General features: G+C 59.6%; 26 protein-coding genes. 16 read left to right on the top strand and 10 right to left on the bottom strand.

Annotated elements, in window-relative coordinates; genetic code table 11:
* Positions 1-124: malate dehydrogenase (locus tag JJE47_17405; GenBank protein MBK5269203.1), on the top strand; the 124-nt coding region annotated here is incomplete at its 5' end.
* Positions 125-247: 123 nt separating this feature from the next.
* A complete protein-coding gene (locus JJE47_17400) occupies positions 248-1,162 on the top strand; it encodes a type IV toxin-antitoxin system AbiEi family antitoxin domain-containing protein (GenBank protein ID MBK5269202.1) in 915 nt (304 codons plus the stop codon).
* A 163-nt stretch (positions 1,163-1,325) separates the two neighbouring features.
* On the opposite strand, the gene JJE47_17395 is transcribed toward JJE47_17400, so the two are convergent.
* From JJE47_17395 to JJE47_17370, 6 genes are all read right to left on the bottom strand, one after another.
* The gene (locus JJE47_17395; protein ID MBK5269201.1) at positions 1,326-1,712 is read right to left on the bottom strand and encodes an SCP2 sterol-binding domain-containing protein; all 387 of its coding nucleotides are present in this window, start codon (positions 1,710-1,712) and stop codon (positions 1,326-1,328) included.
* 92 nt (positions 1,713-1,804) lie between these two features.
* Positions 1,805-3,310 (bottom strand): hypothetical protein, encoded by a 1,506-nt coding sequence (locus JJE47_17390; protein MBK5269200.1) that lies wholly within the window; start codon positions 3,308-3,310, stop codon positions 1,805-1,807.
* On the bottom strand, positions 3,301-3,747 hold the full coding sequence (locus JJE47_17385) for a pilus assembly protein (GenBank protein ID MBK5269199.1): 447 nt from the start codon (positions 3,745-3,747) through the stop codon (positions 3,301-3,303). The genes JJE47_17390 and JJE47_17385 overlap by 10 nt, the downstream gene beginning before the upstream one ends.
* A 253-nt stretch (positions 3,748-4,000) precedes the next feature.
* Positions 4,001-4,765, bottom strand: a complete 765-nt coding sequence (locus JJE47_17380; protein ID MBK5269198.1) for a succinate dehydrogenase/fumarate reductase iron-sulfur subunit — start codon at positions 4,763-4,765, stop codon at positions 4,001-4,003.
* A complete protein-coding gene (locus JJE47_17375) occupies positions 4,765-6,687 on the bottom strand; it encodes a fumarate reductase/succinate dehydrogenase flavoprotein subunit (GenBank protein ID MBK5269197.1) in 1,923 nt (640 codons plus the stop codon). Before JJE47_17375 ends, JJE47_17380 begins: the two co-directional genes overlap by 1 nt.
* 13 nt (positions 6,688-6,700) lie before the next feature.
* Positions 6,701-7,417, bottom strand: coding sequence for a succinate dehydrogenase cytochrome b subunit (locus JJE47_17370; GenBank protein ID MBK5269196.1), 717 nt, complete (start codon positions 7,415-7,417; stop codon positions 6,701-6,703).
* Positions 7,418-7,566: 149 nt separating this feature from the next.
* Here JJE47_17370 and JJE47_17365 point away from each other — a divergent pair, with 149 nt between their 5' ends.
* From JJE47_17365 to JJE47_17340, 6 genes are all read left to right on the top strand, one after another.
* Positions 7,567-7,893 (top strand): WhiB family transcriptional regulator, encoded by a 327-nt coding sequence (locus tag JJE47_17365; protein ID MBK5269195.1) that lies wholly within the window; start codon positions 7,567-7,569, stop codon positions 7,891-7,893.
* Positions 7,894-7,968: 75 nt separating this feature from the next.
* Positions 7,969-8,922, top strand: a complete 954-nt coding sequence (locus tag JJE47_17360) for a hypothetical protein (protein ID MBK5269194.1) — start codon at positions 7,969-7,971, stop codon at positions 8,920-8,922.
* Positions 8,923-9,056: 134 nt separating this feature from the next.
* Positions 9,057-9,242 carry a twin-arginine translocase TatA/TatE family subunit gene (gene tatA, locus JJE47_17355; GenBank protein ID MBK5269193.1) on the top strand — a complete coding sequence of 62 codons (186 nt, stop codon included), beginning with the start codon at positions 9,057-9,059 and terminating at the stop codon, positions 9,240-9,242.
* A gap of 90 nt (positions 9,243-9,332) precedes the next feature.
* The gene (locus JJE47_17350) at positions 9,333-9,836 is read left to right on the top strand and encodes a sigma-70 family RNA polymerase sigma factor (GenBank protein ID MBK5269192.1); all 504 of its coding nucleotides are present in this window, start codon (positions 9,333-9,335) and stop codon (positions 9,834-9,836) included.
* A complete protein-coding gene (locus JJE47_17345; protein ID MBK5269191.1) occupies positions 9,833-10,246 on the top strand; it encodes a zf-HC2 domain-containing protein in 414 nt (137 codons plus the stop codon). Before JJE47_17350 ends, JJE47_17345 begins: the two co-directional genes overlap by 4 nt.
* Before the next feature lie 17 nt (positions 10,247-10,263).
* Positions 10,264-11,148 (top strand): hypothetical protein, encoded by an 885-nt coding sequence (locus tag JJE47_17340; protein ID MBK5269190.1) that lies wholly within the window; start codon positions 10,264-10,266, stop codon positions 11,146-11,148.
* Positions 11,149-11,164: 16 nt separating this feature from the next.
* Here the strand turns inward: JJE47_17340 and JJE47_17335 are convergent, their stop codons facing one another.
* From JJE47_17335 to JJE47_17325, 3 genes are read right to left on the bottom strand one after another with little or no spacing between them, the layout of a single operon-like run.
* The gene (locus JJE47_17335; protein ID MBK5269189.1) at positions 11,165-11,719 is read right to left on the bottom strand and encodes a redoxin domain-containing protein; all 555 of its coding nucleotides are present in this window, start codon (positions 11,717-11,719) and stop codon (positions 11,165-11,167) included.
* Positions 11,676-12,767, bottom strand: a complete 1,092-nt coding sequence (locus JJE47_17330; protein ID MBK5269188.1) for a zinc-dependent metalloprotease — start codon at positions 12,765-12,767, stop codon at positions 11,676-11,678. Before JJE47_17330 ends, JJE47_17335 begins: the two co-directional genes overlap by 44 nt.
* A gap of 6 nt (positions 12,768-12,773) precedes the next feature.
* A complete protein-coding gene (locus JJE47_17325) occupies positions 12,774-13,919 on the bottom strand; it encodes a trypsin-like peptidase domain-containing protein (protein MBK5269187.1) in 1,146 nt (381 codons plus the stop codon).
* An 11-nt stretch (positions 13,920-13,930) separates the two neighbouring features.
* On the opposite strand from JJE47_17325, the gene JJE47_17320 reads away from it, so the two are divergent.
* The 7 genes from JJE47_17320 to JJE47_17290 all read left to right on the top strand — a co-directional run bounded on the left by JJE47_17320 (position 13,931) and on the right by JJE47_17290 (position 21,392).
* Entirely contained in the window at positions 13,931-14,365 is a 435-nt protein-coding gene (locus JJE47_17320; GenBank protein MBK5269186.1) for a molybdenum cofactor biosynthesis protein MoaE, read from the top strand.
* A gap of 115 nt (positions 14,366-14,480) precedes the next feature.
* A complete protein-coding gene (locus tag JJE47_17315; protein ID MBK5269185.1) occupies positions 14,481-15,269 on the top strand; it encodes an ABC transporter ATP-binding protein in 789 nt (262 codons plus the stop codon).
* Positions 15,257-16,084 carry an ABC transporter ATP-binding protein gene (locus tag JJE47_17310; GenBank protein ID MBK5269184.1) on the top strand — a complete coding sequence of 276 codons (828 nt, stop codon included), beginning with the start codon at positions 15,257-15,259 and terminating at the stop codon, positions 16,082-16,084. The genes JJE47_17315 and JJE47_17310 overlap by 13 nt, the downstream gene beginning before the upstream one ends.
* A gap of 38 nt (positions 16,085-16,122) precedes the next feature.
* Positions 16,123-17,931, top strand: a complete 1,809-nt coding sequence (locus JJE47_17305; protein MBK5269183.1) for an AMP-binding protein — start codon at positions 16,123-16,125, stop codon at positions 17,929-17,931.
* Positions 17,931-18,827: a branched-chain amino acid ABC transporter permease gene (locus JJE47_17300; GenBank protein MBK5269182.1), complete on the top strand. Its 897-nt coding sequence runs from the start codon at positions 17,931-17,933 to the stop codon at positions 18,825-18,827. The genes JJE47_17305 and JJE47_17300 overlap by 1 nt, the downstream gene beginning before the upstream one ends.
* Positions 18,824-19,933 (top strand): branched-chain amino acid ABC transporter permease, encoded by a 1,110-nt coding sequence (locus tag JJE47_17295; protein MBK5269181.1) that lies wholly within the window; start codon positions 18,824-18,826, stop codon positions 19,931-19,933. The genes JJE47_17300 and JJE47_17295 overlap by 4 nt, the downstream gene beginning before the upstream one ends.
* Before the next feature lie 52 nt (positions 19,934-19,985).
* Positions 19,986-21,392 (top strand): ABC transporter substrate-binding protein, encoded by a 1,407-nt coding sequence (locus JJE47_17290; protein MBK5269180.1) that lies wholly within the window; start codon positions 19,986-19,988, stop codon positions 21,390-21,392.
* A 92-nt stretch (positions 21,393-21,484) separates the two neighbouring features.
* Here JJE47_17290 and JJE47_17285 read toward each other — a convergent pair whose 3' ends face one another.
* Positions 21,485-22,063, bottom strand: a complete 579-nt coding sequence (locus JJE47_17285; protein ID MBK5269179.1) for a biotin transporter BioY — start codon at positions 22,061-22,063, stop codon at positions 21,485-21,487.
* 312 nt (positions 22,064-22,375) lie between these two features.
* Between JJE47_17285 and rpoB the strand changes: the two genes are divergently transcribed.
* Entirely contained in the window at positions 22,376-25,753 is a 3,378-nt protein-coding gene (rpoB, locus tag JJE47_17280; protein ID MBK5269178.1) for a DNA-directed RNA polymerase subunit beta, read from the top strand.
* The last annotated feature ends 15 nt before the right edge of the window (positions 25,754-25,768 follow it).

The following is a 25,768-nucleotide window of genomic DNA, read 5'->3' as shown; positions in this document are numbered from 1 at the left end:
TGCCAAGGGCATCGAAGAGGTCGTTGAGTTGGACTTGACGGCCGACGAGAAGGCACTGCTGGTAGATGCAGCCGGAGCCGTCAAAGCCAAGGTCGACGAACTGCACTCGATCAAGTTCGACTAACCGTGTGAACGCTGGAACCCAGGGTTCAACCCCGGGTTCCAGCGCCCGTTATCGGGCGCTCCAGCCCTCGGTTGTTTGTGGCGACCCTCTAGATTTCTGGCGCGAGATGCCGGAACATGGCGCATGGCATCAACGAATCAGGCATTCGCTCAACTAGCCGCCCGCCAAGGTGGGGTCGTCCGACGTGATCAGCTCCTCGAATTGGGGCTTACGTCCTCTGCGATTTCTCGACGGCTCGAGGTCGGAGATATTCGAAAAGTGGCCAACGGGGTGTATCGCGTCTTTGAACCCGGCGACCGACTTGAGACTTTGCGAGGAGCGCTCGCGGCTCTTCCTGGATCCGTGGTGTCTCATGAGTCGGCTGCGATGCTTCACAATATTGCCGGCTTCAGCCACGGCCGATGTTCGGTTACGGTGCCGCGTTCGGCGACTCATCGGTTTCCGGGGGTGATCGTTCATCGGACAGATGACTTGTTGACCAGCCACGTCGCAAGGCTGTCCGGGTGCTCGGTCACCAACCTCGAGCGCACGGTCTTCGACCTTGCGTCGCGAGTCGGTGCACTGGCGTTGGCACAGATAGTCGACGATTTGGTGACTGGCGGCCGTACGAGCATCGCTCGGCTTGAGACGGTGCTTCTCGATGTCGGTCGTCGCGGCAGAGTCGGCACATCAGTCATGCGCGAACTCGTAGAGTCACGCCAGGCAGGTACCGATCCGGACGCCACTCCTCTTGAACGTCTGGGCCTCGCCGCTTTGAGCATGGCGGGAATCAGTGGGTCCGAAACTCAATATTCTCCGGCCTTCGCGCCGACCTGGCGTTTTGATGTGGCCTTTCCCGATCGACGTCTGGCAATCGAGTGGGATTCGCGTCGTTGGCACACCCGAGTCGACGACTTCGATAGGGATCGGCAACGTGACCGGGTAGCCGCGACCAATGGTTGGGTCGTGATCCGGTTCACGATGGAAGACGTAAAAGATCGACCGGATGAGGTGGCCGAACAGGTCGTCAAAGCGCTCGCGGCCAGGTCGGCAGCCTGACCCTCCCATACTGTGGGCCCCAGCTCCCGATTTCGGGCGCGTGAACCCTGGGTTCAACCCAGGGTTGAAAACACGGGTGCTTCTGTCTCTTCTGAGGGCCCCAGCGCCCGATAGTGGGTGTTGGAACCCGGGGTTGAACCCAGGGTTCCAGTACTTGTGTGGGTTAGTAGGCGACGTCGAGGGATTCGCCGGCGGAGCCCCATTGGCTGATGATGTTTTGGTTCATCATGAGGACTGCCAGGTTGCCGGTGACCTTGATTTTGCCGGTCATAAAGGCGGTCTGCGTGTTCATGTCACCTTTGGAAATGCCAGCAGCTGTCTCATAATCGGAAGCGATCGTGGCGTCGGCAGCTTCGAGTTCGCCGAGGGCGACATTGGCCGACCCGTTCGAAATCGAGATGTAGTAGCCAACCGGCCCGGAGGGCGCGTCACTCACATTGAACTGCAGACCCAGGTTGGCGCTCGCAATGGCACCTTGAAACCCGTCATGCGATGCAAGGGCTTCGCTGTAGGCAGCCGCCCACTCTTCACTCAAAAACTGTACGGCCATAACCGGCTTCTCCTCATTGGTGTCTTGAACCGCGGCAAGGTTAGCAGCGGTTAACTTCGCAACCGCGAGAGCACCCGAGTTAATCAGTCCAGCTAACGCCAGAGTTCGACGTCGTCGTAGGGTCCGAAGCCCCCACCCGGTGGGGGGTCAGCGCGTAACGATGTCGGGAGAGCATTGTCTGGCATGATGAATCCCGAAAGCTGAAGCATCGAGTAGCCGTTGGCGCTGCATCCAGCACATATCTCGCCCGGATGAAAAGCCAGGGTCGCCCCGCTCTTTTTCCACCAGGTTCCCTGGATGAAAATGGCTTTGAAGCGTTTTATGTGCAGCCAGGAACTGCCATTGCCGAGGGCGTCTTCATAGAATTGAGGTACATAGGCGAACCTGGGGTTGGTCTCCAAGGTCTCGGTGAACATGACAGCGGAGTAGGACCCTGCCACGTAATTAGTCAAACAAGTGGCCATGTGCTGCCACGACTCGGGGCGGTCTAGCGTTCCGTCACTGTCCCAATCGAAGTCCGACTCTGTGACGTTGTCGAACCCAAGGCAGGCGGCGGGCACGAACGTAGGACCCGGAGTGATTGATTGGAGGCCGCCCACCAGATAAGCCCACAGCGGTTTATCGTTCAACTGGTATCCGAATCGGCTGGCGCGGTCACCTGGGGGGCCTTGCTGTAGGCGAGGCGCAAAACCGTAGTTGACCGGACCGGTCGCGAGACCCTCCTCGGCACCGTTGCCTGGGAATCCTGTATCCGTGTTCAGGGTGTCGACACCCTGGCCTTCGTTGGCGCATACATCTCGGACCTCGTTGCTGTTGAGGCCGTCTCCGTCGAGTGTTACCCAGTGATCAAGGCCCGCAGCAATGTTTACTGCGAGGACTTGGCCCAGCGGGGATGCTGTGCAGTTCTGTGGTGTACCCATGGTCGTATTGCCGAACAATCTCGCTTTGAGCACACCAAAGTTCCCGTTCGCGGCGCCATCACACGGCGGCTCAGCATTTCCTTTTGGTCCCGAGCTCAAACAGGAGTGGTTTCCTTCGCCGATGGATGCAGGGAGTCCGAAGGGAAGGATGCCGCCCGTACCGACCCCGGCTAGGCGACTGATAGCATCAGCGCTCGTCGTCAGTTGGCTGACTCCTAACACCTTGCCGAAAGTTGTCTCGACGATTTGGTCAGGGACGTTGACGCGGAAGTACCCGGCCGACGAGATGCTCATGCAGTCCAACGTGCCTGAGGACGTCCATGATGTCGGCGTACTTACAGGGATGAAGTTGTAGGCAGCCAGAGGAGCAACGCTCTTTTCGGGGTCCGTGCAGGCGAGCCACATGGCCTCCCATTCGGCGTTGGTGTACGTGGTGTCGAGGTTCGCTCGGACGTAGTCGAGAGCTTCGGTAACGACACCGTTCGTGTTGCCGAGCACCTTCGCTTCGACGGCTGCTGCGAGCGCCCCAGCGTCGGCGGCGGTTTGGTCCTGCCGGCGTTCGTTGAAGCCAAATCCTACGTCAATGGCCAAGGCTGCCATCCCGAGGAGGAAGATCATCATGGTGGCCACCAGAATGGCGGTTGCGCCACGTTCGTCCTTGAGACGAGCTAGGGACATGTGTAGGTTCCTCCACTCGCCCATGTCGCAGGCTGCTCAAGTCTGATCCGTACGACCTGTTCCCTGTCAGCCGGCATGAGCCCCCCAAAGAAGCTTGTCAGGGAGTTGAAGGGGTCGAGTCTGACCTTTACCTCAGCCTCTGAGCCAATTCCCGAGCCTCCGATTTGTGTGAAGGTAATAACTTCGCCGGTTGCCAGGTTCATCGAATCGCAGGTCGTGGCCCCCATTGTCGCCACAGAGCCAGCGTTGACAGCGGCTTGCCGGGCGGCTTCCCGGGCTCCATGGCGGATGTCGAGGTCGTTGGACAGAAGCCAGCCGAATTCCACGATTCCAAGAACCAGAGTAAGTAAGAGAGGCATGATGATTGCAAACTCGACGAGGGCGGCGCCGCGTTCGTCTTTGCCACGGTTACGAAGTTTCTTCAAAAGTGTTCTCATCCGTCCAGCGCCTTGACAGCGCTCCCCCTATTCCGTCCGTCCCTGTTCCGACATCAGCCGGAGTCGGTACCGCCATCGGTTCCATACGTCCGGCCCAGCGCTACGCAGAGTAGTCGCAGCTTGTGGCTTAACCAATACTCAAATAATCGGCAATCTGCCAGTTTCCTCAAGCGGTTTCTATCAAATCAGTGGACGCAGCCGGCCAACTGTTACATAGGCAAAATCTGCCAGCAGCCCAGGCGGCCCCGAGCGATCAGCCGGTCTGAGAGACCAAGCGTCGATTCTTGAACTTGGCCTTCATGTAGTCCTTGTTCATGAGGGCGATGAAATCAATCGAGATTTCCTTCGGGCAGGCCGTTTCGCACTCGCCAGTGTTCGTGCAGGAGCCGAAGAACTCTTCCATCTTGTCGACCATCGCCTCCACCCTGGTCCAGCGCTCTGGCTGACCCTGGGGGAGCAGCGAGAGGTGAGCGATCTTGGCGGCTGTGAACAGCTGCGCGGCAGAGTTGGGGCAGGCAGCCACGCAAGCGCCACATCCGATGCAGGCCGCTGCATCCATCGACCACTCGGCAACTTCTTTGGGAACCAGGGTCAGGTTGGCTTCCGAGGCCGATCCGGTCGGTACCGTGATGAAACCTCCGGCTTCGATGATCCGATCGAAGGTGCTCCGGTCCACGGCCAGGTCGCGCACGATCGGGAACCCGGTTGCCTTCCATGGCTCGATGACAATCGTGTCGCCATCCTTGAACTTTCGCATGTGGAGCTGGCAGGTTGCGGTCCCGAGCTGCGGACCGTGAGCCAGGCCATTGATCATGAGCCCGCACATGCCGCAGATTCCCTCACGGCAGTCGTGGTCAAAGCTGATTGGTTCGATCCCCTGGGTATTGAGACCCTCGTTGACGATGTCGAGCATTTCGAGGAACGACATGTCGGGGCTGATGTCCTTGGCTGGATACTCCACAAGCCGCCCGGGGGCGTTTGGTCCTGACTGGCGCCATACCTGAAGCGTGAGGTCCATTACTTGTAGCTCCTCTGTGATAGTTTCACGTATTTGAACTCGAGCGGTTCTTTGGTGAGATCGGCTTTGCCGGGATCACCGGTCCAGCCCCAGGCGGCGACGTAGGCGAAGTCGTCGTCGTTGCGCAACGCTTCGCCGTCTTCGGTCTGGGACTCCTCCCGGTAATGACCACCACATGATTCGGCTCGTTCGAGAGCATCCAGGCACATCAGTTCGGCAAGCTGGAAATAGTCATCGACCCGTTGGACGTTCTCGAGCGACTGGTTGAAGGTCTCGGCGCTGCCGAGCACCTTCACGTCCTTCTTGAACTCCTCATAGAGCGCCGGAATCTCGATGAGTGCCTGCTTGAGACCGGCTTCGTTGCGGGACATGCCACAGTGGGCAATCATGATCTTGCCGAGTTCCCGATGGAAGTAGTCGGCCGAGCGAGTGCCTTTGATCGAGAGCCAATGGTTGGTTCGGTCGGCGACTTCTGCCTCGATTTCCGTGAAAGCCGGATCATCCGTCGGGACAACCGGGTCGCCGAGCATGCCCGCCAGGTAATCGCTGATCGTGTATGGCAGCACGAAGTATCCGTCCGCCAGTCCCTGCATGAGTGCCGAGGCGCCCAGGCGGTTGGCACCGTGATCTGAGAAGTTGGCCTCGCCGATGGCATAGAGACCGGGAATGTTGGTCATCAGGTGATAGTCCACCCACAGGCCGCCCATCGTGTAGTGCGGAGCTGGGTAGATGCGCATCGGAGTCTCGTATGGGTTTTCATCGGTGATGCGGTGGTACATCTCGAACAGGTTGCCGTAGCGTTCCCGGATGGTGTCTTCCCCGAGACGCTTGATCGGGTCGGCGAAATCGAGATACACGCCGTTCTTGAGCGGCCCCACCCCTTTGCCCTCGTTGATCATCGATTCGGCATTGCGAGATGCAACGTCGCGGGGCACCAGGTTGCCGAACGCCGGGTAGCGGCGCTCGAGGTAGTAGTCCCGCTCGTCTTCTGGAATCTCTTTTGCCTTGCGGGTGTCGCCGGCCTTCTTGGAGACCCAGATGCGACCGTCGTTGCGCAACGATTCGGACATAAGCGTTAGCTTGGACTGGAACTCTTCGGCCGACGGAATGCACGTCGGATGAATCTGGGTGTAACACGGGTTGGCGAAAGCCGCCCCGCGCCGATGAGCTCGCCAGATGGCAGTTGCGTTGCAGGCCATGGCGTTGGTCGACAGGTAGTAGACGTTGGAGTAGCCCCCGGTCGCCAGGACAACCGCATGAGCCGAATGTGATTCGATCTCACCGGTGATCAGGTTGCGGGTAACAATGCCGACCGCCCGTCCGTCTTTGACGACCACATCGAGCATCTCGGTGCGGGTGTGCATTTCGACCTGACCCAACCCCACCACTCTGGCGAGGGACTGGTAGGCGCCGAGCAGAAGTTGCTGTCCGGTCTGGCCCCTGGCATAGAAGGTCCGCGACACCTGGGCTCCACCAAACGAACGGTTATCGAGTTTGCCGCCATACTCGCGGGCAAACGGCACTCCCTGGGCAGTGGCCTGGTCGATGATGTTCAAACTCACCTCGGCGAGCCGGTACACGTTTTCTTCACGGGACCGGTAGTCACCTCCCTTGACCGTGTCATAGAACAAGCGGAACACGGAGTCACCGTCACCGTGGTAGTTCTTGGCCGCATTGATGCCACCCTGGGCGGCAATCGAGTGGGCCCGACGGGGGGAGTCGTGATAGGTGAATGCCTTGACGTTGTAGCCAAGCTCGGCCAACGAAGCAGCCGCCGAGGCGCCGGCCAGACCGGTCCCTACGACGATGATGTTGAACTTGCGTTTGTTGTTCGGGTTCACCAGTTTCATGTCGAACTTGTGGTTCTCCCACATGGTGTCGATGTCACCGTCGGGAACTTTCGAGTCGAGTTCCAAGGGCATGGTCGGGGCTCCTCTAGCTGACCTGGCCGGTCATGATCATGACCGGAAAGCTGATGTTGCCAATGACGATGAGGGTGGCGAGGCCTTGTGCCAGCCATCTGCGCCATTGATTGAACCGGGGGTTATTCACTCCGATCGACTGGAACAAGCTCCAGGCGCCATGGAAGATGTGCATGCCAAGCGCGATGTTGGCGATGATGTAAAGGATCCCGATTCCAACGTTCGAAAGGCTCACCACGGCGTTCTCGTACGGCGCGCCTGGGATGAAGTCAGGGTTGAGCCATCCGAGGGTGAGGTCGGCCAAATGCCAGGCAACGAACAGAAGAACGATCACGCCTGAATACCGCATCGTACGTGACGCATAGCTGGCAGCCAGCCACTCCCTCGGTTGTTTGTACTTGTCGATGGTGGCGTGGTGATTGGTGACGGTCAGGGCGTAGGCCGCATGAATGTGGATGACGAAGGCCGCAGCCAGGGGGAGGCGGATCAGCCAGAGAAACACGGTGTGGGGGATGATCGGTGCCCCAATCTCACGCAGGTACTCGCCGTATTCATTCATCTCGGCCGCACCCTGGTACATGTGCAGGTTTCCGATCATGTGGGCCACCACAAATCCGAGGAGCACGATTCCAGAAAGGGCCATGGCCCACTTCTTTCCGACCCCCGATCCATATAAGTCGAGGAGCCAATAGCTCCGGCGACTCCTAGCGGGAGAATCGGTTACGGCCACTGGGTCCTCCTAGGTGAAGCTCGGCGTCAAACCTACAACACCCGATGGGATTGGGGGGCGCTTTGCGTCGCGATTTGTTGACTGCCCGCAAAACTCTAGAACGGTAGCGGCCGTTTGAGAGAATCCGTCTTGACATGTCGCGCGGGACCATGCACAATCACATCGGTGTAATTACAAGGTTTAGGGGTTTACCTTTGCATCGAACATTGATTGACGCGCTCGCAGTCGACGATCTGTCCTGGCAGGACTATTCAAACTGCCGTGGGGCAGACGCCGACTTGTTCTTCCCCGAGCGAGGCGCATCTACCCGAAAAGCCAAAGCGATCTGCAACGCGTGCGACGTCCAAACCGAGTGTCTCGAGTTCGCCATCACGCAGTCGGAGAAGTTTGGTATTTGGGGTGGCCTTTCCGAACGCGAACGTCGCAAGATTCGAAAAGAACGGTCCATCGCAGCTCGAATTCGTAGGGCCTCCTAGCCTTCTTATCGCGCTGTAACCAGGCCCTCGGGGAGGGCCTCTAGACTGACCACACGCAGTCAAATGGAGGAACCTGTGGAGTTGCTGACGCCGACGTTGATTTTTGCCTTTGCCCTGCTGGTGGTGTGGTTTCTGCTCAGGCGTAGTTCCGAAGCTCGCAAAGCCGCTCTCAAAGACGCCGGGATGCCGGTTCGTTCCAAGGCCGGTTCCAAAGACCGCGACATCGTTGTCCATGAGCGGCCCCGCCCGACGGTGGTTGCTTTCCATGTTCGTGATGATGTTGCCGAGGTGACGTTCGACGTGCCCCTGCCGGCGGGCGGCGCCGATGAGGTCATGCAAGAACTCCTGGTCGCCGAAGCGCTTGAGGTTGTGCGCGAGAAGCAACACACCCTTCCCATCACTCAAGTCAGCAAAGTGACCGCCTTTGCAGGTCGCGGCGGCGATCCGATCAAGGTCGGTACGATGGAGCTACCGACGCGAGGAGAGCTTCCTCCACCGCTCGTGGCCGCCCCACAACTCCACCTCGGGCACGTGGGATTCGACCCGATTGATGCACAGTTCGAGGGTGACAGCGAAGTGCCCTCCACCGTTACGAAGTCCCGCTCGGACACGCTTGGTCCGATTGGCGGCGAGCTTCGTATCCCAAAGGCGGTTGAAGTTGGCTTACGCGGTCAGGGAATCGATCCGGCTGAGATGGACTCGGGTCAACTGGTGGCCGGTCTGCTGAGGTTGTTTGGGTATGCCGTCGTCGACGGGGGCATACCTGATACCTACACCGCCGACAAAGGCGGGTCTGTCACGTTTGTCCGTCAGGTATCCCACGAGGCCGATGATTCTCCGGAGCTAGACGAGAAAGACATGCGAACCTTTCTGGTTGACTTTCTATCTTCGAGAGCCGACCGTGGCCTACTGGTCTCGGACAAATACGGACCGTTCAGCGTATATCAGATGGAAAAGGCTGAACCGCGTATCCAGTTCGTAACTCGTGAACGTCTTCAGAAGTTCATTGACGCTCTCGCCCTGAACTAGACCTCCGAAAGAGAATCCGGGAACCGATCTGGCGGTTCGCTACGTCCTAGCTTGGAAGAGCCATGTTGATGGCATTGCATCTAGGCCGCCGGAGGCAGCTAGGCTATGCGAGACGAAAGGACATCAGCATGGGTATTCCAAAAGGCGGAGAATGGATCGTCATTCTCATCGTGGTTCTCCTGCTCTTCGGTGCCCGCAAGCTCCCTGATCTGGCTCGCTCGTTGGGCGCCTCGACCAAGGAATTCCGCAAGGGTATCGAAGAAGGCGCCAAGTCAGACGAAAGCGCCAAGCCAAGCGATTCTTCCACACCAGAGTCCTAACCTCCTCTACCAGTTGGCCTTGGGCCGCACACAATTTCTCCCTTCATTCGGGAACTCTTGCGCGTCGCGCTCCGTTGAGAGGTATGAGCCGTGATAGACGGCGTGCCACTCTCGTGGGAAGACGTTGCCAGAACACATGGGCGCAAGATCTACAACTTCGCGTATCGCCTCACCGGCAATCCCGACGACGCCAAAGACCTGGCGCAAGATGTGCTGCTGCGCGTCGAGCGAGGCCTCGCCAATTACACGCCCGGCTCCTTTGAGGGCTGGCTGTGGCGGATCACCCGCAACGCATTCCTGGACGATGTTCGTCGCAAGAAGCGGCGACCGACCACCTCCCTGCCCGACGACTTCGACCGGACCAATCTTGGTTCGACCCCGGCCCCTGACGAGGTGCTCGCCTCGATCAGACTCGGAGACGATGTCCAGAAGGCCCTGCTCGGTCTCCCGTATGACTTTCGCGAGGCGGTCGTGCTGTGCGATGTGGTCGGTCTCTCGTACGACGAGATCGCCCGGGCCGTGGCCGCACCGGTCGGGACGGTCCGAAGTCGGATTCACCGGGGGCGCAAGATGATGCGGGAAGCATTGACATGATCCATCTTGGCGAACTTGCTTCCGCATACCTTGACGGGGAGACCACCGAGCAGGAGGCCGCCAAACTCGTGGCCCACCTGGGTAGCTGTCAGGCTTGTCAACGGGAGATGGAAGACCTCCATGCTGCTCGGTCCCTGCTTCGCTCCCTCCCGGTCCTGGAGATGCCCGAGTCAATCCGGATCGATCTCGGACTCGTGCCAAACGTGGTTCCTCTGGCCAGGCGGCCACTCACCTGGGTGGGTGCAGCCGCGGCAGCCGTCATGATCTTCATCGTGGCGGCGACGGCCACGGCGCCCGACCCCGTCGGGCTTTCACTGCGCGAGGTTTCAATCCAGTACGAACAGCAGACCCTGATCGACGGTGGGGTCCTCCCGGTCGTCGGTGTCGTCCAGGCCGGGGGCGGGCAATGATCGGTCGGTCGCTGGTAATGGTTTTCATGGTTCTGGCTGCGACGGTCGGATCGGCGACGGCGGCGATGGCCAACGAATTGACCGACCGCCTGGGCGACAGTGCGGGCGTTGCCTATTCGGGCGAACAATCGGTCGTATGTAATCAGTCAGATGGGCGGCACTCAGAATTATTCGACGTCGGGCAGAATGACCTCGGGATCACCGTCACCGTCGACCCGGCCGGGACGATCCGGGCTGCGAAAGCCGGTGCCCTTTCGACCGGTCTCGGTTCTCAGTATGAAATCGGGCTATCCGCTGAAGGAGAAGTTCTGGGCCGTCCCGTCGAGGTCATCGAGGTGCTCGACGGTGACACGCTTCGAGTCCGATTGTCGTTCGATGTCGAATCCAGCGTCCTCCTGATGTCTGAAATTTTCAATAGTGACGGTTCGACTTATTGCACGACGCGGTTTATCGAGTTCAATCTTGGAACGCCAGGTCCAGCCCGGGGGGTGTCGACGGTCGATGGCCACGAGCCTGTTGGTGCCGTTCAGGCTGACGATGTTGATCGGACGCTTCCGCTCCAGCTGGCCGGGTTCAAGCGATTGCAGGTGCGGGGCGGGTCTGAATCGGACCTGTCGTCGGCCTTCTACGGTGACGGGTTATTCACGTTTCAGCTCACCAATTCGAGTCGGCCGATCTCGATACCAGAACTGGACGATCAGCCACGGGTAATTATCGAAGGCCACGAGTACCAGCGAATTTTCGAGTTGGGTCGAGCCGTGTACGCATGGCACAGCGACCTCGGTGGGTACGTGCTCGTCGGTGAGTTGCCGGTCGATGTGCAAGTCAGGGTGTTGTCTGAACTCGCTGACCCCGACAGTCGGGGATTCTTCGAGCGACTCTGGGACGGTCTGTTCGGCTAACCGTTAGGACGGTCGGTCAGATGGACAACAGACTTTCGTGGTACGCCGCCATCGAGCGAGCTTCTCTCAGGATTGGCGTAGCAACGATGTCTCGAACAATCCCGTCGGCGTCGAGGACGTACGTTGAACGCATGGCAACGCCGATCGCCTCGTTGAAACATCCGTACGCCTGTGCCACGGCCCCATGCGGCCAGAAGTCCGACAGGATCGGGAAGGAAACGCCGAGTTCGGCCGCCCATCTTGCATTGGACGGCATCGGGTCACAGGTGATGACAACGATATTGGTATCAAGGTCGGTGAGGGAGGAGAGGTTGTCACGTACTTCACACACCTCGTCCTCACAGACAGCTGTGAAGGGGAAAGGAATGAACTTGATCAGGGCCTTTTTACCGAGCAGCGATTCAAGTGATACGAGCGACCGGGTCTGGTCGACCAGTTCAAAGTCCGGTGCTGGGTTCCCAATCTCGGCGGTCGTGTCGGGTCCGATTCTGTTGATTTCTGGTGCGCCGGCGAATGTAGCGATGTTCCTAGAAGTCTGGCAACAAGACCCGGGCGGCCCAGGCGACCTGATCGCTTAGTTCTTCGCCGATCGGGAGGTTGGCTGGCTCTTCCCAGACGCTTTCGAGAGCTTCGGATCCCCACCGCCGGCCGACCTCATCACAGAACTCGACGCCTTCCTGGTGGAGTTCTTCGGTGAGTTCGATGCCGATGAGTCTGGTCAGTAGCTGTTCAGGGATTCCAGGTTCAGATTGTTTGACGCGGTGGGCGGTCTCGATCGCGCCGCGGTCAGGGATCAGGCTGCCCGCCGCAGCCCCCAAGACATGGTCGGCATACCCGCTCACGAACCCGATCGCCGCCCGGGCCTTTGCCTGAGCTTCTGATGTCGAGGTTGGGGAGAGAAAGCCACTGAGGCCATCTGCGTCGGCCATCATCTGCTGGATGTTGTTCGGATCGCTCAGATTTTGCAGCGTCTCCATGAGATGGGATGTGTCGAAGGTGACACCGGCCAGGTGCTCCTCAACCAGGTCGATGACGTATTGCCGTAACCAAGGCCCTGCGAAGGCCGCGTCGTGGATACCGTTTCGCAGGGCCACCCACAATCGGACCTGCCGAGGTTCCAGTTGGTAGTCCGAGGCGAAATCTTCGACGTTGTCGACGATGACATAACGGGCCCCCGCCGGGTTGGCCGGTAGGCCGATATCGAACTGGCCGATCGCCCGGTGTGCAAGGAATCCGATCGTTGACCCGATCTGCATGCCGAGTAGTGCAGGGCCGAGTGGTTTGAGCAACTGACTCATCGGATCCGAACCGCCGCCGAGGTCGTCGTACTGGCTGGCGAGCGGCTCGACGAGGTATGAGAACGCTTGCAGTCGCTGAGTTGCCCAGTCGTGGCGGTCGGTCGGAACGACATCGAGTGAGTCGGGCGCCCGGAGGTGAGTGGCGGCTTGGATCTGAAGTTGGGCGAGTCGGCCCAGTTCGATGTACTCATCAGCCAACCAGGGGTCGATCGGCTCCCGGTCACCGGCTAATTGAACGGCGACCTCCCGGGCCAATTTCCAATTCACCGGGCCCGGCTGGTTGAACAGTTCGATAAGTTGGGAAAAGATGTCATCTGCCATGTGCAATCACGATTCCGGATGGCGGTCAAGGGTCACTTCGATTGCGATCGTTTCGAACTCTCGCAGAATGTCAACTGTGACGTTGTCACCTTCACGATAGGTCCGTAGCAGCGCTACTAGTTCGGCTGTTGACGTAATTTCGTTTGCGTCGATGCCGACGATGACGTCCCCTTCGCGGGCGCCGCCAGCTCGCAGCGGTGAACCGGCGGGTAACGCGAAAACCTCGACACCACCGAGTAAGGAGTCGATGCCTTGCAGTCCCAGGTACCCGTGGGGGACCTGACCACTCGCGATCAGCTCGTCAGCGATGGCGAGGCCGGTCGCTATCGGGATGGCATACCCGGGTCCGTTGACCTCCGCCACGATGGTGAGGACGCCGGCTACCCGTTGGTCAAGGTCGAGAAGAGGTCCGCCGGTCATCTCGGTGGGGAACCCATGATCGAGCTCAATGAGGTCATATAGCCGCCAGGTGTCGTTGATGTTGAGCCTCTGAGCTGTCCCGATCACGGTTGCTCGATCCGAAAAACCCAGAACGGTAGTGACAATCGAGCCGATGGTGAGTGGTTCCTCTGAGGGTTCGCCCATCACAACGAGCGGCGACCCGTCAATCCGAAGTACCGCCAGATTCGTAACAGCATCGGTGCCGACCACGGTCGCCATGTGTCGGTTCTGTTCGTCGTCGATCACATTGATCGACTCGGCGGTCTCGACGACATGAGAGTTGGTGAGAATGTACGTTCCGTCGTTGATGGCGATTCCCGAACCGAATCCGATCTCGTCACTCACGTCGCCAGTGACCTCGATGGTTACCGCGAATGGAGCCGGGACGGCGGCGATGGTGGTTTCCGGAGGCGGCGGGAGTGTCGTAGTTGTAACCGGATTGGCCACCGGGACGGGCGCGCGCAGTTGCGTAAACGCTACTGATGTGCCGATCCCGAGTACCAGGAGAGCGCTCAACCAGCCTGCCCACTTCGGCCAGCGACGGGGTGAACTCGGCTGGCGATGGGTGCTGGCTCCCTGGCCGGGCGGCGGCGTTGGGTCCGGCTCGGACCTCTCTCCGGCTTGGTTGGTGGGCGACGGGGGCGGGGTGTCACCGGACCGACCCGAGAATGGATCGGGCATTGGAAGATCGTCGGACGGCTCATCTGGCATATGATCATTGTATGAACGATGAAACGCTTCGAACCCGTGTTGGTCTTTCTGCCGAGCCACTCGACCCCGCGGCGGTGTACGCCGAGGTGGCTGATGACCGGGCCGGGGCGACCGTTCTGTTCTCCGGGACGGTTCGAAACCATTCACCCGGGAAGAACGACATCGATCGTCTTGAGTACGAAGCCTATGCCGAGCAGGTGGTCGGAAAGATACAGAGGATCGTCGAGGAGGCTCGCCGGGAGTGGGACCTCCTCCATATCGTCGCCGAACACCGAACCGGGGTAGTTGGCGTGCGGGGGGTGTCAGTGCTCGTGGCGGTTTCTTCGGTTCACCGAGGAGAAGCCTTTGACGCGGCGCGTTACATCATTGACGAGCTCAAGAAGCGAGCTCCCATCTGGAAGAAAGAGCACTGGCCGGGGGGAGCCGAATGGGTGGAAGGCGCCTGAGGGAATCGGCTCTAGCCGCGCCAAGCCCGACGTAGAAATTTGACGCTCAACCCTCTGATCGGACAAGTGAGTCGCCTACCATGGCGGGTGCTAGCGATTGACGGAGGAGCCGGGATTGCTTGAAGTCGCGAACTTGGAGGTCGTATATCACGACGTCATTCTCGTGCTGCGCGGCGTTTCATTTCAGGTTCCCGATGGCCAGATCGTGGCTCTCCTCGGCGCCAACGGCGCCGGCAAGACGACCGTCTTGCGAGCAATCTCCGGGCTGCTCGACGTTCACGACGGCGACATCACCAAGGGCGAGATCAGTCTCGACGGCACTCCGATCCACAAGGCATCGGCTGCCGCAATCGTCGGGCGGGGTGTAACACAGGTGTTGGAAGGTCGGCGGGTGTTCGGCGAGTTCACTGTCGAGGAGAACCTCCGGGTCGGGGCCCACACCACCAGGGGTGATCTTTCAGGGCAGATGGATCGGGTTTATGAGTTGTTTCCCATTTTGGCCGATCGGAGGAAATCCACGGCAGGGTACCTCTCGGGTGGCGAGCAACAGATGCTTGCCATGGGCAGGGCGATGATGTCCAACCCTCGCTACCTGATCCTCGATGAGCCCAGCCTGGGCCTCGCACCGATTCTTGTCCAACGAATCCGTGACCTCATCGTCGACATCAACAAACACGGCACCAGCATTCTCCTGGTCGAGCAGAACGCCACGATGGCGCTGTCGATCGCCCAACACGGCTACATCATGGAAACCGGCAAGATCGTCATGGATAAGCCGGCCGCCGAACTCATGAAGGACGAAGACGTCCAGGAGTTCTATCTCGGCCTTCATTCCGGCGGCGAAGAACGAAAGTCGTTCCGGGACGTCAAGCACTACAAACGCCGGAAGCGATGGCTGTCGTGAGCACCCCACTTCTCGTATTCGATGATGTTCGGTTGTCGTTCGCCGGTGTGATCGCCGTGGACGGGGTCAGCTTTGAGGTCAACGAAGGTGAGCTGTTTGCGATCATCGGCCCGAATGGTGCAGGAAAGACGTCGATTTTCAACTGCCTGAACGGGGTCTATCGACCGCAGGAGGGGTCCATTGCCCTCGATGGGACCAGCTTGCTCGCCATGAAACCGGACAAGATCGCCGGACTCGGGGTGGCGCGCATGTTTCAAAACATCGAGCTCTTTTCGAACTTGACCACCCTCGACAATATTCTTCTCGGCCGGAACCTGCATATGCGCGCCGGGATCCTGTCAGCGGCCATCTACGCAGGGAAAGCCAAGCGAGAAGAGACCGTGCATCGCCGACGGGCCGAGGAGATCATCGATTTCTTGGAGATCGCCCAATATCGCAAGAGCCTGGTTGGCATGCTCCCGTACGGCATTCAGAAACGGGTCGAACTCGGTCGAGCCCTGGCGATGGATCCGCGAATCCTGCTCCTCGACGAACCGGTGGCAGGCATGAACCTCGAAGAGACCGAGGACACGGCTCGGTTCATCCTCGACATTCAGGAGGAACTCCAAATCACGATGATTCTCGTTGAGCATGACATGGGCCTCGTGATGGACATCGCCGACCGGGTCATGGTCATCGACTTCGGAAAGAAAATCGCCGAGGGCACCCCTCACGACATCCAGACGAACCCGGATGTCATCCGCGCCTACCTCGGCGAAGAATTCGTTGGGTTGGAGATTGAACAATCTGAGGCGAGCGAAGGGGGACGACTTTGACAGCCACGATTGATCGACCGAGCCGACCGGATGGGTCGATCAGGGTCTCGTCGCTGCCCGGGCGACTTCGTGAATTGGCGAGCCGCCAGCCGGAGAGCATCGCCCTTCGCGAAAAGGAGTTCGGGATCTGGCACGAAACGACCTATGGCGAGTACTGGCACGATGTCCAGGCAGCCGCCATGGCCCTGTGGCAGCTCGGAGTACGTCCAGGAGACAAAGTGGCCGTTCAATCCGAGAATCGGGAAGCCTGGGTGATCACCGACCTCGCCGCCCAGGCGATCCAGGCGGTCTCGGTCGGTCTGTATGCGACGAACCCCACCGCCGAGGTCGCGTATCTGCTCCGCCACTCTGAGTCGAAGGTTCTCATCGCCGAAGATCAGGAGCAGGTCGATAAGGCGCTCGCCGTGCAGGATCTTCCAGACCTCGAGAAGATCGTGTATGTCGAGCCGCGAGGTGTCCGGGACTACACCGATCCGCGACTCATGTCGTGGACCGCGTTTATGGCTGCAGGACGTGCCGCCCTGGGAGAAGACCCGCATCGGGTCAACGGCCTGGTCGACACGATCGACCCAGAATCCACCGCAACCCTCGTCTACACATCGGGAACCACCGGCCCGCCCAAAGGTGCGATGTTGTCGCATCGCAACCTGACGTGGGCCTCGGAATCGGCGGAGGACCTGATCGCCGCAGGTGGGCTTCCCAAAGGTCAGCCGCAGCTGCTTAGCTACCTTCCGCTCTGCCATGTGTTCGGCCGTCTCTATGACGTGTGTGGGGCCCTGGCGATGGGTTCGTGCGTCAATTTCGCCGAGTCGATCGAGACCGTGGTCGCTGATCTCGCCGAGATCCAACCCACCTATTTCCCGGCGCCGCCGCGCATCTGGGAGAAGATGCATGCGTTGGTGAATATCCGGATGTCGGACGCGTCGTTCATCAAGAGGACCCTTTACGCGGTGTTTTTGAAAGTTGGCATGAGGAACGCCGAGCGTCTCCTCGCCACCGGCTCACGGGGGTTTGTTGGGGAGATTCTGCACAAGACTGGTTACGTACTCGTATACCGGTCGTTGCAGCGCAAGCTTGGCATGCAGCGGTGCCGCCAGGCCACCAGCGGGGCTGCCCCGATCGCTCCAGAGGTGATCAAGTTCTTCCTCGCCATCGGCATCCCGCTCTACGAAGGATGGGGCATGACCGAGACGACTGCCCTGGGTACGGGAAACCTCCCGGGCAGCGCCCGACTGGGGACGATCGGCAAAGCTGTCAATGAGGACGTCCTAATCCGATTGGAAGATGACGGTGAGATTCTTATCAAATCACCGGGCATCTTTCAGGGCTATTTCAAGAATCCCGGGGCTACCGCAGAGACGATCGACGCGGACGGGTGGATGCACACCGGTGATGTCGGAGAATGGGACGGCGACTTTCTCCGGATCATCGATCGCAAGAAGGACATCATTATTACTGCCGGAGGCAAGAACGTGTCCCCGTCCGAGATCGAAAACCAGCTCAAGGTGTCACCATTCATCAAAGAAGCCATGGTGATTGGTGATCGAAGGAAGTATCTCACCGCCCTCATCGGTATCGAACTCGACACGACCTCGAACTGGGCCCAACGTAAAGGCATCACGTTCACCACCTATCGGGACCTTTCCGAAAAGTCGGAGGTGATCGCGCTCATCCAGAAACAGGTCGATGCCGCCAACGAGCATTTCGCCAGGGTGGAGACCGTCAAGCGGTTCGTGCTCATTCCCAAGGAACTCGATCACGAAGAGGGAGAACTGACCGCCACTCAAAAGCTGAAGCGGAAAGTACTCGAGGATCGATTCTCAGACCTGATTGAGCAGATGTACTGATGACGACCTTTCTCCAGGCGACCATTGCCGGACTGTCGTTGGCGTCGATCTATGCGCTGTTGGCTCTCGGGTTTGTGATCATCTACAAGGCGATGCAAGTGGTGAGTTTTGCCCACCCCGCCGTGATGCTCTTCGGCGCCTACATGGTTTCATGGTTTGCAGTCGACTTGGGGGTGCCGTTCGTCCTGGCGGTGGTACTCGGCGCTCTGGCCACAGCTCTGCTCGGCTATCTCTCAGAACGAATCGCCATCCGACCCATGATCGGGAAACCGCTCTTCTCGATCGCCATCGTGACCATCGGATTGGATGTTGTCATCCGAACCCCGATCAACAACCTCATTGGCCTTGATATCAGGGGCGTAGGTTCTCCCTGGGGTTTCAACTCGTGGACTGTGGGTGGTGCCAACTTGCCGCACCGGAGTGTCGCGATGATCGTCACGGCTCTCGTCATTACCTTGCTTCTCTTTCTCTTCTTCAGGTACACCCGGGTTGGACTGGCCATGAGGGCGACGGCGATGGACCAGGAAGTTGCCCTGGCCCAAGGGATCAACGTCGGTCGGATCTTTGCGCTTGCCTGGATGATGGCCGGCGCCATGGCCGCCGTGGCTGGCATGTTCGCAGCGTCCGACCTGGCCGGTTTATCGGCGTCCACCTATATCGTTGGCATCAAGGCGTTGCCAGCCATTGTCGTGGGTGGGCTCGACTCCATCAACGGGGCGGTCGTTGGTGCCCTGGTGGTTGGCCTGGCCGAGGCATACACCGCCACCTACCAGAGCAGCGCGGCGCCCTGGCTGGGCAGCAATTTCAGCCAGGTGGTCCCGTACGTGGTGCTGTTGGCGGTGCTCCTTATCCGACCATACGGTCTGTTCGGGTCGGCAGAGGTCGAACGCGTATGAGAGGGCGACCGGCGCTGTTCACCCGGTACGAGTCAGACTCGGCCATGCTCCCAACCACGACACAGCGGGTCTGGCTGCTCGTCGGTCTCCTGGTCGTCGCCGGAGCCGCAGTGTGGCTGCCCCGGGATTGGTTGATCCTCATCGCTACCGCGTTTATTGCTTCGGTCGGGGTGATCGGACTCAACCTGGTGACCGGCTATGCAGGTCAGGTCTCGCTCGGCCATGCCTTCTTCCTTGGTGTCGGGGCATATGCCGGGGCAGCGTTTGGTGGTGAAGCGACCGACAAGCTGGTCGGGTTCGGACTCGACGTTGTCCTGTGGATCCCACTCGCCGGTCTGGTCGCGGCGGTCATCGGGGCCGCCATCGCCCCGATTGCGGTTCGGCTGCGGGGACTGTATCTCGCCTTCTTGACGCTCGGCCTCGTGTTCCTCGGGGAACATGTTTTCCGTGAGTGGGAGTCCGTGACCGGCGGACCCGGCATCGGCCGAAAGCCAGGAGTTCTCAGGTTGGCGGGATGGCGGTTCGATCTCGATGGTGAGATTGCCGGGTACGCGGTTACTCGCGAACAACAGATCTACTGGTTGGCATTGATCGTCTTGATCATCATGGCGTTCGCAGCCAAGAACATTGTTCGGTCGCGGATTGGGCGGGCATTCGCCGCCATTCGCGATCGTGATATCGCTGCCGAAGTAATGGGCATCGACCTCACCCGCTACAAAGTGCTCGCCTTTGCGGTCTCGTCGTTTTATGCGGGGGTGGCGGGATCGATGCTCTTTACGGTGACGGGTTTCGTGAATACGAACTCGTTCAATCTTCTGTTGTCGTTCGCCTACATCGCCATGGTGGTCATTGGTGGGGCGGCCAGCATCACTGGCTCGATCATGGGCGCCACCTTCTTGACGTTGCTCCCGAGGTTGATCGATGGAGCGGGGGGCGTTTTACCCTTTCTCAAGGTGAGCTCGCAGGGGTTACTCAGCACGTCCCAACTCGAACGGATCGTGTTCGGGGCGCTTATCATTGGTTTTCTTATCTTTGAGCCGCGTGGGCTCAACGGGATATGGATGCGGATACGGAATTACTGGAAGGCCTGGCCATTCAGCTACTAGCTCATCAGAATGCTTCCGACCCCCGGTCGGCAGAACCCAATGGAGGAGACATATGAGATCCAGCAATCGAAAGGCCCTGGCATGGGTGGCGGTACTGTCGCTCGTCATGGCTGCGTGCGCGCAGGAGGCGGAGACAACGACTACCGCCGCTCCTGCTACCACAGTAACGACGGCAGCGCCAACCCCGGATACCACCGAGGCAACGCCCGACACAACGATGCCAGACATGACGATCGCCACCGACATCGGGGTGACCGAAGAGCCATGTCCGGGCGGTAATCCGGATCGCGGGTGCATCTATCTCGGTGTCTTGACGGACGAGTCCGGACCATTCCAGGCGGCGGCTCCGGCCCTTTACGGGGGTCAGCAGCTGTTCTGGGCAACGGTGAATGCCGGTGACGGTATTGGTGGGGCTTACGACGTTGCGCTTCCGGAAGAACTGAAGAAGGACACGGCCTATCAGCCGGACAAGTTCGTGGCCGACTACAACCAGATCGCTGGAGAGGTAGCCGCCGTTGCCCAGTCGCTCGGGACGTCGCAGTCCATTGCGGCGATGGCCGATTATGAGCGCGACCATACGGTCGCCGCTCCGATGTCGTGGTGGTCAGGCTGGTCGTTCGAAGACAACATCATTGAGTTCGGAACCAACTACTGCTTCGAGGCGATGAACGCCATCGACTGGGCAGCTGGAGCCTTCCCTGCGCAAAGTCGTGAGCTGACGACGATCGGAATCCTGGCTATTCCCAATGACTACGGTGCCGACTATTCGGCCGGGGTCAAGCTCGCTGCCGAGGCGAATGGCATCGAGATCGCCTGGGAGCAGGCCGTGATCCCGGCGTCGGCCGGTGGCGATGCCACCCAAACCGAAGCCGTAGCCAAGATTGTTGGTGACCCAACAGACCTGGTCATTCTCGTGGTTGGTCCAAGTGAGACCGCAGCCATCGTTGGTGGGGCTGCCGCCCAGATGGGTGCAACGGTTCCGCTGTTCATCGGGGCTGCTCCATCCTGGAACTCGGCGTTGCTGGCTTCGCCAGCCGCCCCGGCTTTCCAGGCGGGCATCTTCTTCCAGTCCTCGTTTGTTCCTGGTTGGGACACGGATTCGGTCGGTCATGGCAAGATGCGTGCGGCCGTTGATTCCATCGGCCAGCCACCCAACGACTTCTGGATCTCAGGTTGGGTCTCGCAGTACGGACTCAAGGCTGCCCTTGAGGGTGCGTACGCGGCTGGTGACTTGACCAAAGCCGGTATCGAAGCAGCCGCCTGGTCGCTCGAAACGGTTGACTACGAGGGCATGATGCCGGAACGCTCGTTCGCTGGTGACGCCAACGACATCACCCCGCGCGAAGCGGTGATCGGTGCTTACTCGGCCGATGCTTCGACGGGCATCGCCACGATTCAGGAATTCTTCGTGGGCCCGACGGCTTCCGCCTACGAGTTCACGGCGGCTTGCGGCGGTTAGTCAAACGGACAGACGAACATCAATAGGTAAATAGAGAGAGGGGCTGGCGCACGGCAGCCCCTCTCTTTGTCTCCGATGCCAACCGAAGCGGGCTAGTTCTTTTCTCCGACCAGCTTCCATATGCCTGGTAGCATCGTGCCGCCGGCGGCGACCTTGATGAGGTCGCCGACCACAAACGGTGTGAATCCCCACTCAAGACCCTGGGCGAGATCGACGTCGAGCGAGAACATGAGCCAGCTGACTCCGAAGAGGTAGATGACGACCGACCCGGCCAGGATGGCAGGGATCGCCGTGAGGACATGACGATCCTGACGGGTCTCGGCCAACTTGCCGATCAGCCAGGCGGCCACCACGAATCCAACCAGGTAGCCGGCAGTTGAGCCCGTGGCAGTTTCCCAACCGGAGCCGCCGCCGGCATAAAACGGAAGGCCTACCGCTCCAAGGATCCAGTACAAGAGCATGCTGGCCGCCCCGTTTCGGCTTCCCAGTGCGGCTCCCGCCAGCACCACTCCCAGCGTCTGGCCGGTGATGGGAACGGGTGTGAATCCCAGCGGGATCTCCCACTGCGCCAGGAAGGCAGTGGCGAATGCGAACCCGATTATGGACGCCACCGCGACAATCTTCGAGCGGGGTAGAACCCGGGTTCCGAGAACGGCGGGATGAGCGAGCATGCGGTTTTCCTCCTGTGATGTGCAACATTGGACCGGGTAGGCGTCATTCACGTTACCCGGCCGAAAACGGCCGGGTCGACACCGGCAGCTTGTCGGGGCGTAGGTGCTTGACGTTCGTATCGATTCACAGGTATATTCCCCCCACTGACAACGAAGTCGGTTCGAGCGGTCTCCAGGACAACTCGGCCACAAAATCGTCGAGCCGTCCCCCCGGGACATTGGCGCATGTTCATCTTTTGCTAGGTGCGCTGGCTTTTGCTAAGCTGCCTATTCGCTTGTCGTCTCACAACCCCTTTTCGAGGAGGAACGCCGTTGGTCTCGCGCGTCGCTGAACGTTTATCGTTCGCAAAGATCCCTGAAGTACTACCCCTGCCTGATCTATTAGCCGTTCAGCACGAATCATTCCGATGGTTTCTTGAGGAAGGTCTTCAGGAGATCTTCGACGAAATTTCGCCGATTGAAGATTTCACCGGCAGCCTCGCCCTCGAACTCGTAGACCATCGTTTCGGCGATCCATCTCGCACCATTGAAGAGGCCAAGGAACGCGACGAGAACTATTCGCGCCCGCTTCATGTGACGGCCCGCTTTGTCAACAAGGAAACCGGCGAGATCAAGGAACAGCAAGTCTTCCTTGGCGATTTCCCGATGATGACCGACAACGGTGTCTTCATCATCAACGGCACCGAACGAGTCGTTGTGTCCCAGTTGGTGCGTTCGCCTGGCGTCTACTTCGATGTCACTCGCGACAAAACCTCTGACGCACTGATCTACGCATCCAAGGTCATCCCCGGCCGGGGAGCCTGGTTGGAGTTCGACACCGACAAGCGTGGAACGATCGGCGTCCGGGTTGACCGCAAACGCCGCCAGTACATCACCGGCTTCCTCAAGGCTCTTGGTATCGCCGAGACCGACGAAGAGATCCTCGGATTGTTCAGGGGTGCCCCGGCGATTCAGGCCACCATTGACAAGGACCCAGCCCAGTCCAAAGAGGAAGCTCTCCTCGATCTGTACCGAAAGCTGCGTCCTGGTGAGCCAACCACGGTCGACTCGGCCCGCGGGTTGATCCAGACGTTGTTCCGCAACACGAAGCGCTACGACCTCACCAGGGTCGGTCGCTACAAGGTGAACACCCGGTTTGGCCACGAGGTCCCGGAGAACTATCGCCTGGAGGGCCAGCAACTGCTCTCCGACGATGACATCCTTGACACCATTCGATATCTCGTTGCCCTTCACGCCGGCGACGCCATGTATATGACAAGTGCCGGGGTGGAAGTCCCGGTCCAGACCGATGACATCGACCACTTCGGTAACCGCCGTATTCGTACGGTCGGCGAACTCATCCAGAACCAGATTCGGGTCGGCTTGACTCGATTGGAGCGGGTGGTTCGGGAGCGGATGACGACGCAGGATCCTGAGGCGATCACGCCGCAGTCCCTCATCAACATCCGGCCGGTCACGGCGGCCATCAAGGAGTTCTTCGGAACCAGCCAGTTGAGCCAGTTCATGGACCAACCGAACCCCCTCGCCGGTCTCACCCATCGTCGTCGTCTTTCGGCGCTCGGCCCTGGCGGTCTGTCACGTGAGCGGGCCGGGTTTGAGGTCCGTGACGTCCATCCGTCTCATTACGGTCGTATGTGCCCGATTGAAACGCCGGAAGGACCCAACATTGGCCTGATCGGTTCTCTATCGTCCTACGCCAGAGTGAACCGGTTTGGATTCATTGAAACGCCTTACCGTAAGGTCGAAATGGGAACGGTGACCACGAAGGTCGATTACCTCACGGCCACCGAGGAAGAGCGATACGTCATCGCTCAGGCCAACGCACCACTGACCGACAAGTTCGCCTTTGCGAATGAGCGTGTTCTGGTCCGTCGTGCTGGCGGCGAGGTCGACTACGTCTTGGCCGAGAACGTCGATTACATGGACGTATCTCCGAAGCAGATGGTTTCGGTTTCCACGGCTCTCATTCCGTTCCTTGAGCACGACGATGCCAACCGGGCCTTGATGGGTTCGAACATGCAGCGTCAGGCGGTTCCACTCCTTCGGGCCGATGCCCCATTGATCGGCACCGGCGTTGAACAGCGGGCTGCCCAGGATTCGGGCGACATGATCGTTTCGCCGGTTGATGGAGAAGTCGTTGAGATCACCGGTGACGAAATCGTCGTCAAGGAAACAGGGACCAACAAAAAGCACACCTTCCCTCTGAAGAAGTTCGAGCGCTCCAACCAGGGCACCTGCGTCAACCAGAAGCCTCTCGCCAAAGAAGGCGACAAGATCACGGTCGGCACCGTTCTGGCCGATGGCCCTTCGACCGATCAGGGCGAACTCGCGCTGGGACGTAACCTGCTTGTAGCGTTCATGCCATGGAAGGGCTACAACTACGAAGACGCCATCATCTTGAGCGAACGTCTGGTCAAAGACGATGTCCTCACCTCGATTCACATCGAGGAGCATGAGGTCGACGCCAGGGACACGAAACTGGGCGCCGAGGAAATCACCCGTGACATTCCGAACGTTGCCGAAGAGGCCCTCATGGACCTTGACGAAAACGGGATCATCCGGGTCGGGGCCGAAGTCGGTCCTGGCGACTATCTGGTCGGCAAGGTCACTCCCAAAGGCGAGACCGAGCTCACGCCTGAAGAGCGTCTCCTGCGAGCTATTTTCGGTGAGAAGGCTCGGGAAGTTCGTGACACATCACTGAAGGTGCCTCACGGTGAAGCCGGCAAGGTCATCGACGTGAAGGTCTTCAAACGCGACGAGGGTTACGACTTGCCTCCCGGGGTCAACGAACTGGTCCGGGTGTACGTCGCCAGCCAGCGCAAGATCTCCGAAGGAGACAAGCTGGCCGGTCGCCACGGCAACAAGGGCGTTATCTCCAAGATCTTGCCTGAAGAAGACATGCCGTTCATGGAAGACGGGACACCGGTCGACATCATTTTGTCGCCGCTCGGTGTGCCGTCCCGAATGAACCTGGGTCAGGTCCTTGAGACGCACCTTGGTTGGGCGGCTGCCGTCGGTTGGGAACCACTCGAAAAGTACATGGACTTCAGTCCTGCCAAGGATGGCGCCGGGCCGTGGACCAAGATTGCGACTCCCGTCTTCGACGGGGCCCGCGAAGGTGAAATTGCCGAGGTCCTGAGCCATTCGAAGGTCAATCGTGACGGTACCCAGCTCATCGGTGAGTCCGGCAAGGCGATGTTGTTCGACGGTCGGACCGGCGAGCAATTCGACACGCCGATCACCGTTGGATACATCTATATCCTCAAGCTGGTCCATCTGGTTGATGAGAAGATTCACGCTCGTTCAACTGGCCCGTACTCGATGATCACCCAGCAGCCGCTCGGTGGTAAAGCACAGTTCGGTGGCCAGAGATTCGGTGAGATGGAAGTGTGGGCCCTCGAAGCATATGGCGCTGCCTATGCGTTGCAGGAAGTACTCACCATCAAATCCGATGATGTGCAGGGCCGTGTCAAGGTCTACGAGGCCATCGTCAAAGGGGAGAACATCCCCGAACCCGGTATACCGGAGTCATTCAAGGTGCTGATCAAAGAAATGCAGAGTCTCTGCTTGAACGTGGAGATGCTCTCGGCCGGTGAGGAAGTGCAGCTTCGTGAACTCGATGAAGACGCGTTCCGCACCGCCGAGTCACTCGGCATTGATCTGTCCCGTCCCGAACGACGCGAGTCATAGCGAGCGCTGGAGGAA

It is taken from the genome of Acidimicrobiia bacterium, from assembly GCA_016650365.1.
Lineage (GTDB): Bacteria > Actinomycetota > Acidimicrobiia > Spongiisociales > JAENVV01 > JAENVV01.
The sequence above is the reverse complement of the archived record's forward strand: the minus strand, read 5'-3'. Positions and strand labels throughout refer to the sequence as shown.

Coding starts and splice junctions, on each gene's coding strand:
- JJE47_17290 (MBK5269180.1), top strand. CDS start 19,986: ATGAGATCCAGCAATCGAAAGGCCCTGGCATGGGTGGCGGTACTGTCG.
- JJE47_17385 (MBK5269199.1), bottom strand. CDS start 3,747: ATGAGAACACTTTTGAAGAAACTTCGTAACCGTGGCAAAGACGAACGC.
- JJE47_17295 (MBK5269181.1), top strand. CDS start 18,824: ATGAGAGGGCGACCGGCGCTGTTCACCCGGTACGAGTCAGACTCGGCC.
- JJE47_17390 (MBK5269200.1), bottom strand. CDS start 3,310: ATGTCCCTAGCTCGTCTCAAGGACGAACGTGGCGCAACCGCCATTCTG.
- JJE47_17395 (MBK5269201.1), bottom strand. CDS start 1,712: ATGGCCGTACAGTTTTTGAGTGAAGAGTGGGCGGCTGCCTACAGCGAA.
- JJE47_17375 (MBK5269197.1), bottom strand. CDS start 6,687: ATGCCCTTGGAACTCGACTCGAAAGTTCCCGACGGTGACATCGACACC.
- JJE47_17365 (MBK5269195.1), top strand. CDS start 7,567: ATGCACAATCACATCGGTGTAATTACAAGGTTTAGGGGTTTACCTTTG.
- JJE47_17325 (MBK5269187.1), bottom strand. CDS start 13,919: ATGCCAGATGAGCCGTCCGACGATCTTCCAATGCCCGATCCATTCTCG.
- JJE47_17380 (MBK5269198.1), bottom strand. CDS start 4,765: ATGGACCTCACGCTTCAGGTATGGCGCCAGTCAGGACCAAACGCCCCC.
- JJE47_17285 (MBK5269179.1), bottom strand. CDS start 22,063: ATGCTCGCTCATCCCGCCGTTCTCGGAACCCGGGTTCTACCCCGCTCG.
- JJE47_17345 (MBK5269191.1), top strand. CDS start 9,833: ATGATCCATCTTGGCGAACTTGCTTCCGCATACCTTGACGGGGAGACC.
- JJE47_17310 (MBK5269184.1), top strand. CDS start 15,257: ATGGCTGTCGTGAGCACCCCACTTCTCGTATTCGATGATGTTCGGTTG.
- JJE47_17340 (MBK5269190.1), top strand. CDS start 10,264: ATGGTTTTCATGGTTCTGGCTGCGACGGTCGGATCGGCGACGGCGGCG.
- JJE47_17330 (MBK5269188.1), bottom strand. CDS start 12,767: ATGGCAGATGACATCTTTTCCCAACTTATCGAACTGTTCAACCAGCCG.
- JJE47_17300 (MBK5269182.1), top strand. CDS start 17,931: ATGACGACCTTTCTCCAGGCGACCATTGCCGGACTGTCGTTGGCGTCG.
- JJE47_17400 (MBK5269202.1), top strand. CDS start 248: ATGGCATCAACGAATCAGGCATTCGCTCAACTAGCCGCCCGCCAAGGT.
- JJE47_17320 (MBK5269186.1), top strand. CDS start 13,931: ATGAACGATGAAACGCTTCGAACCCGTGTTGGTCTTTCTGCCGAGCCA.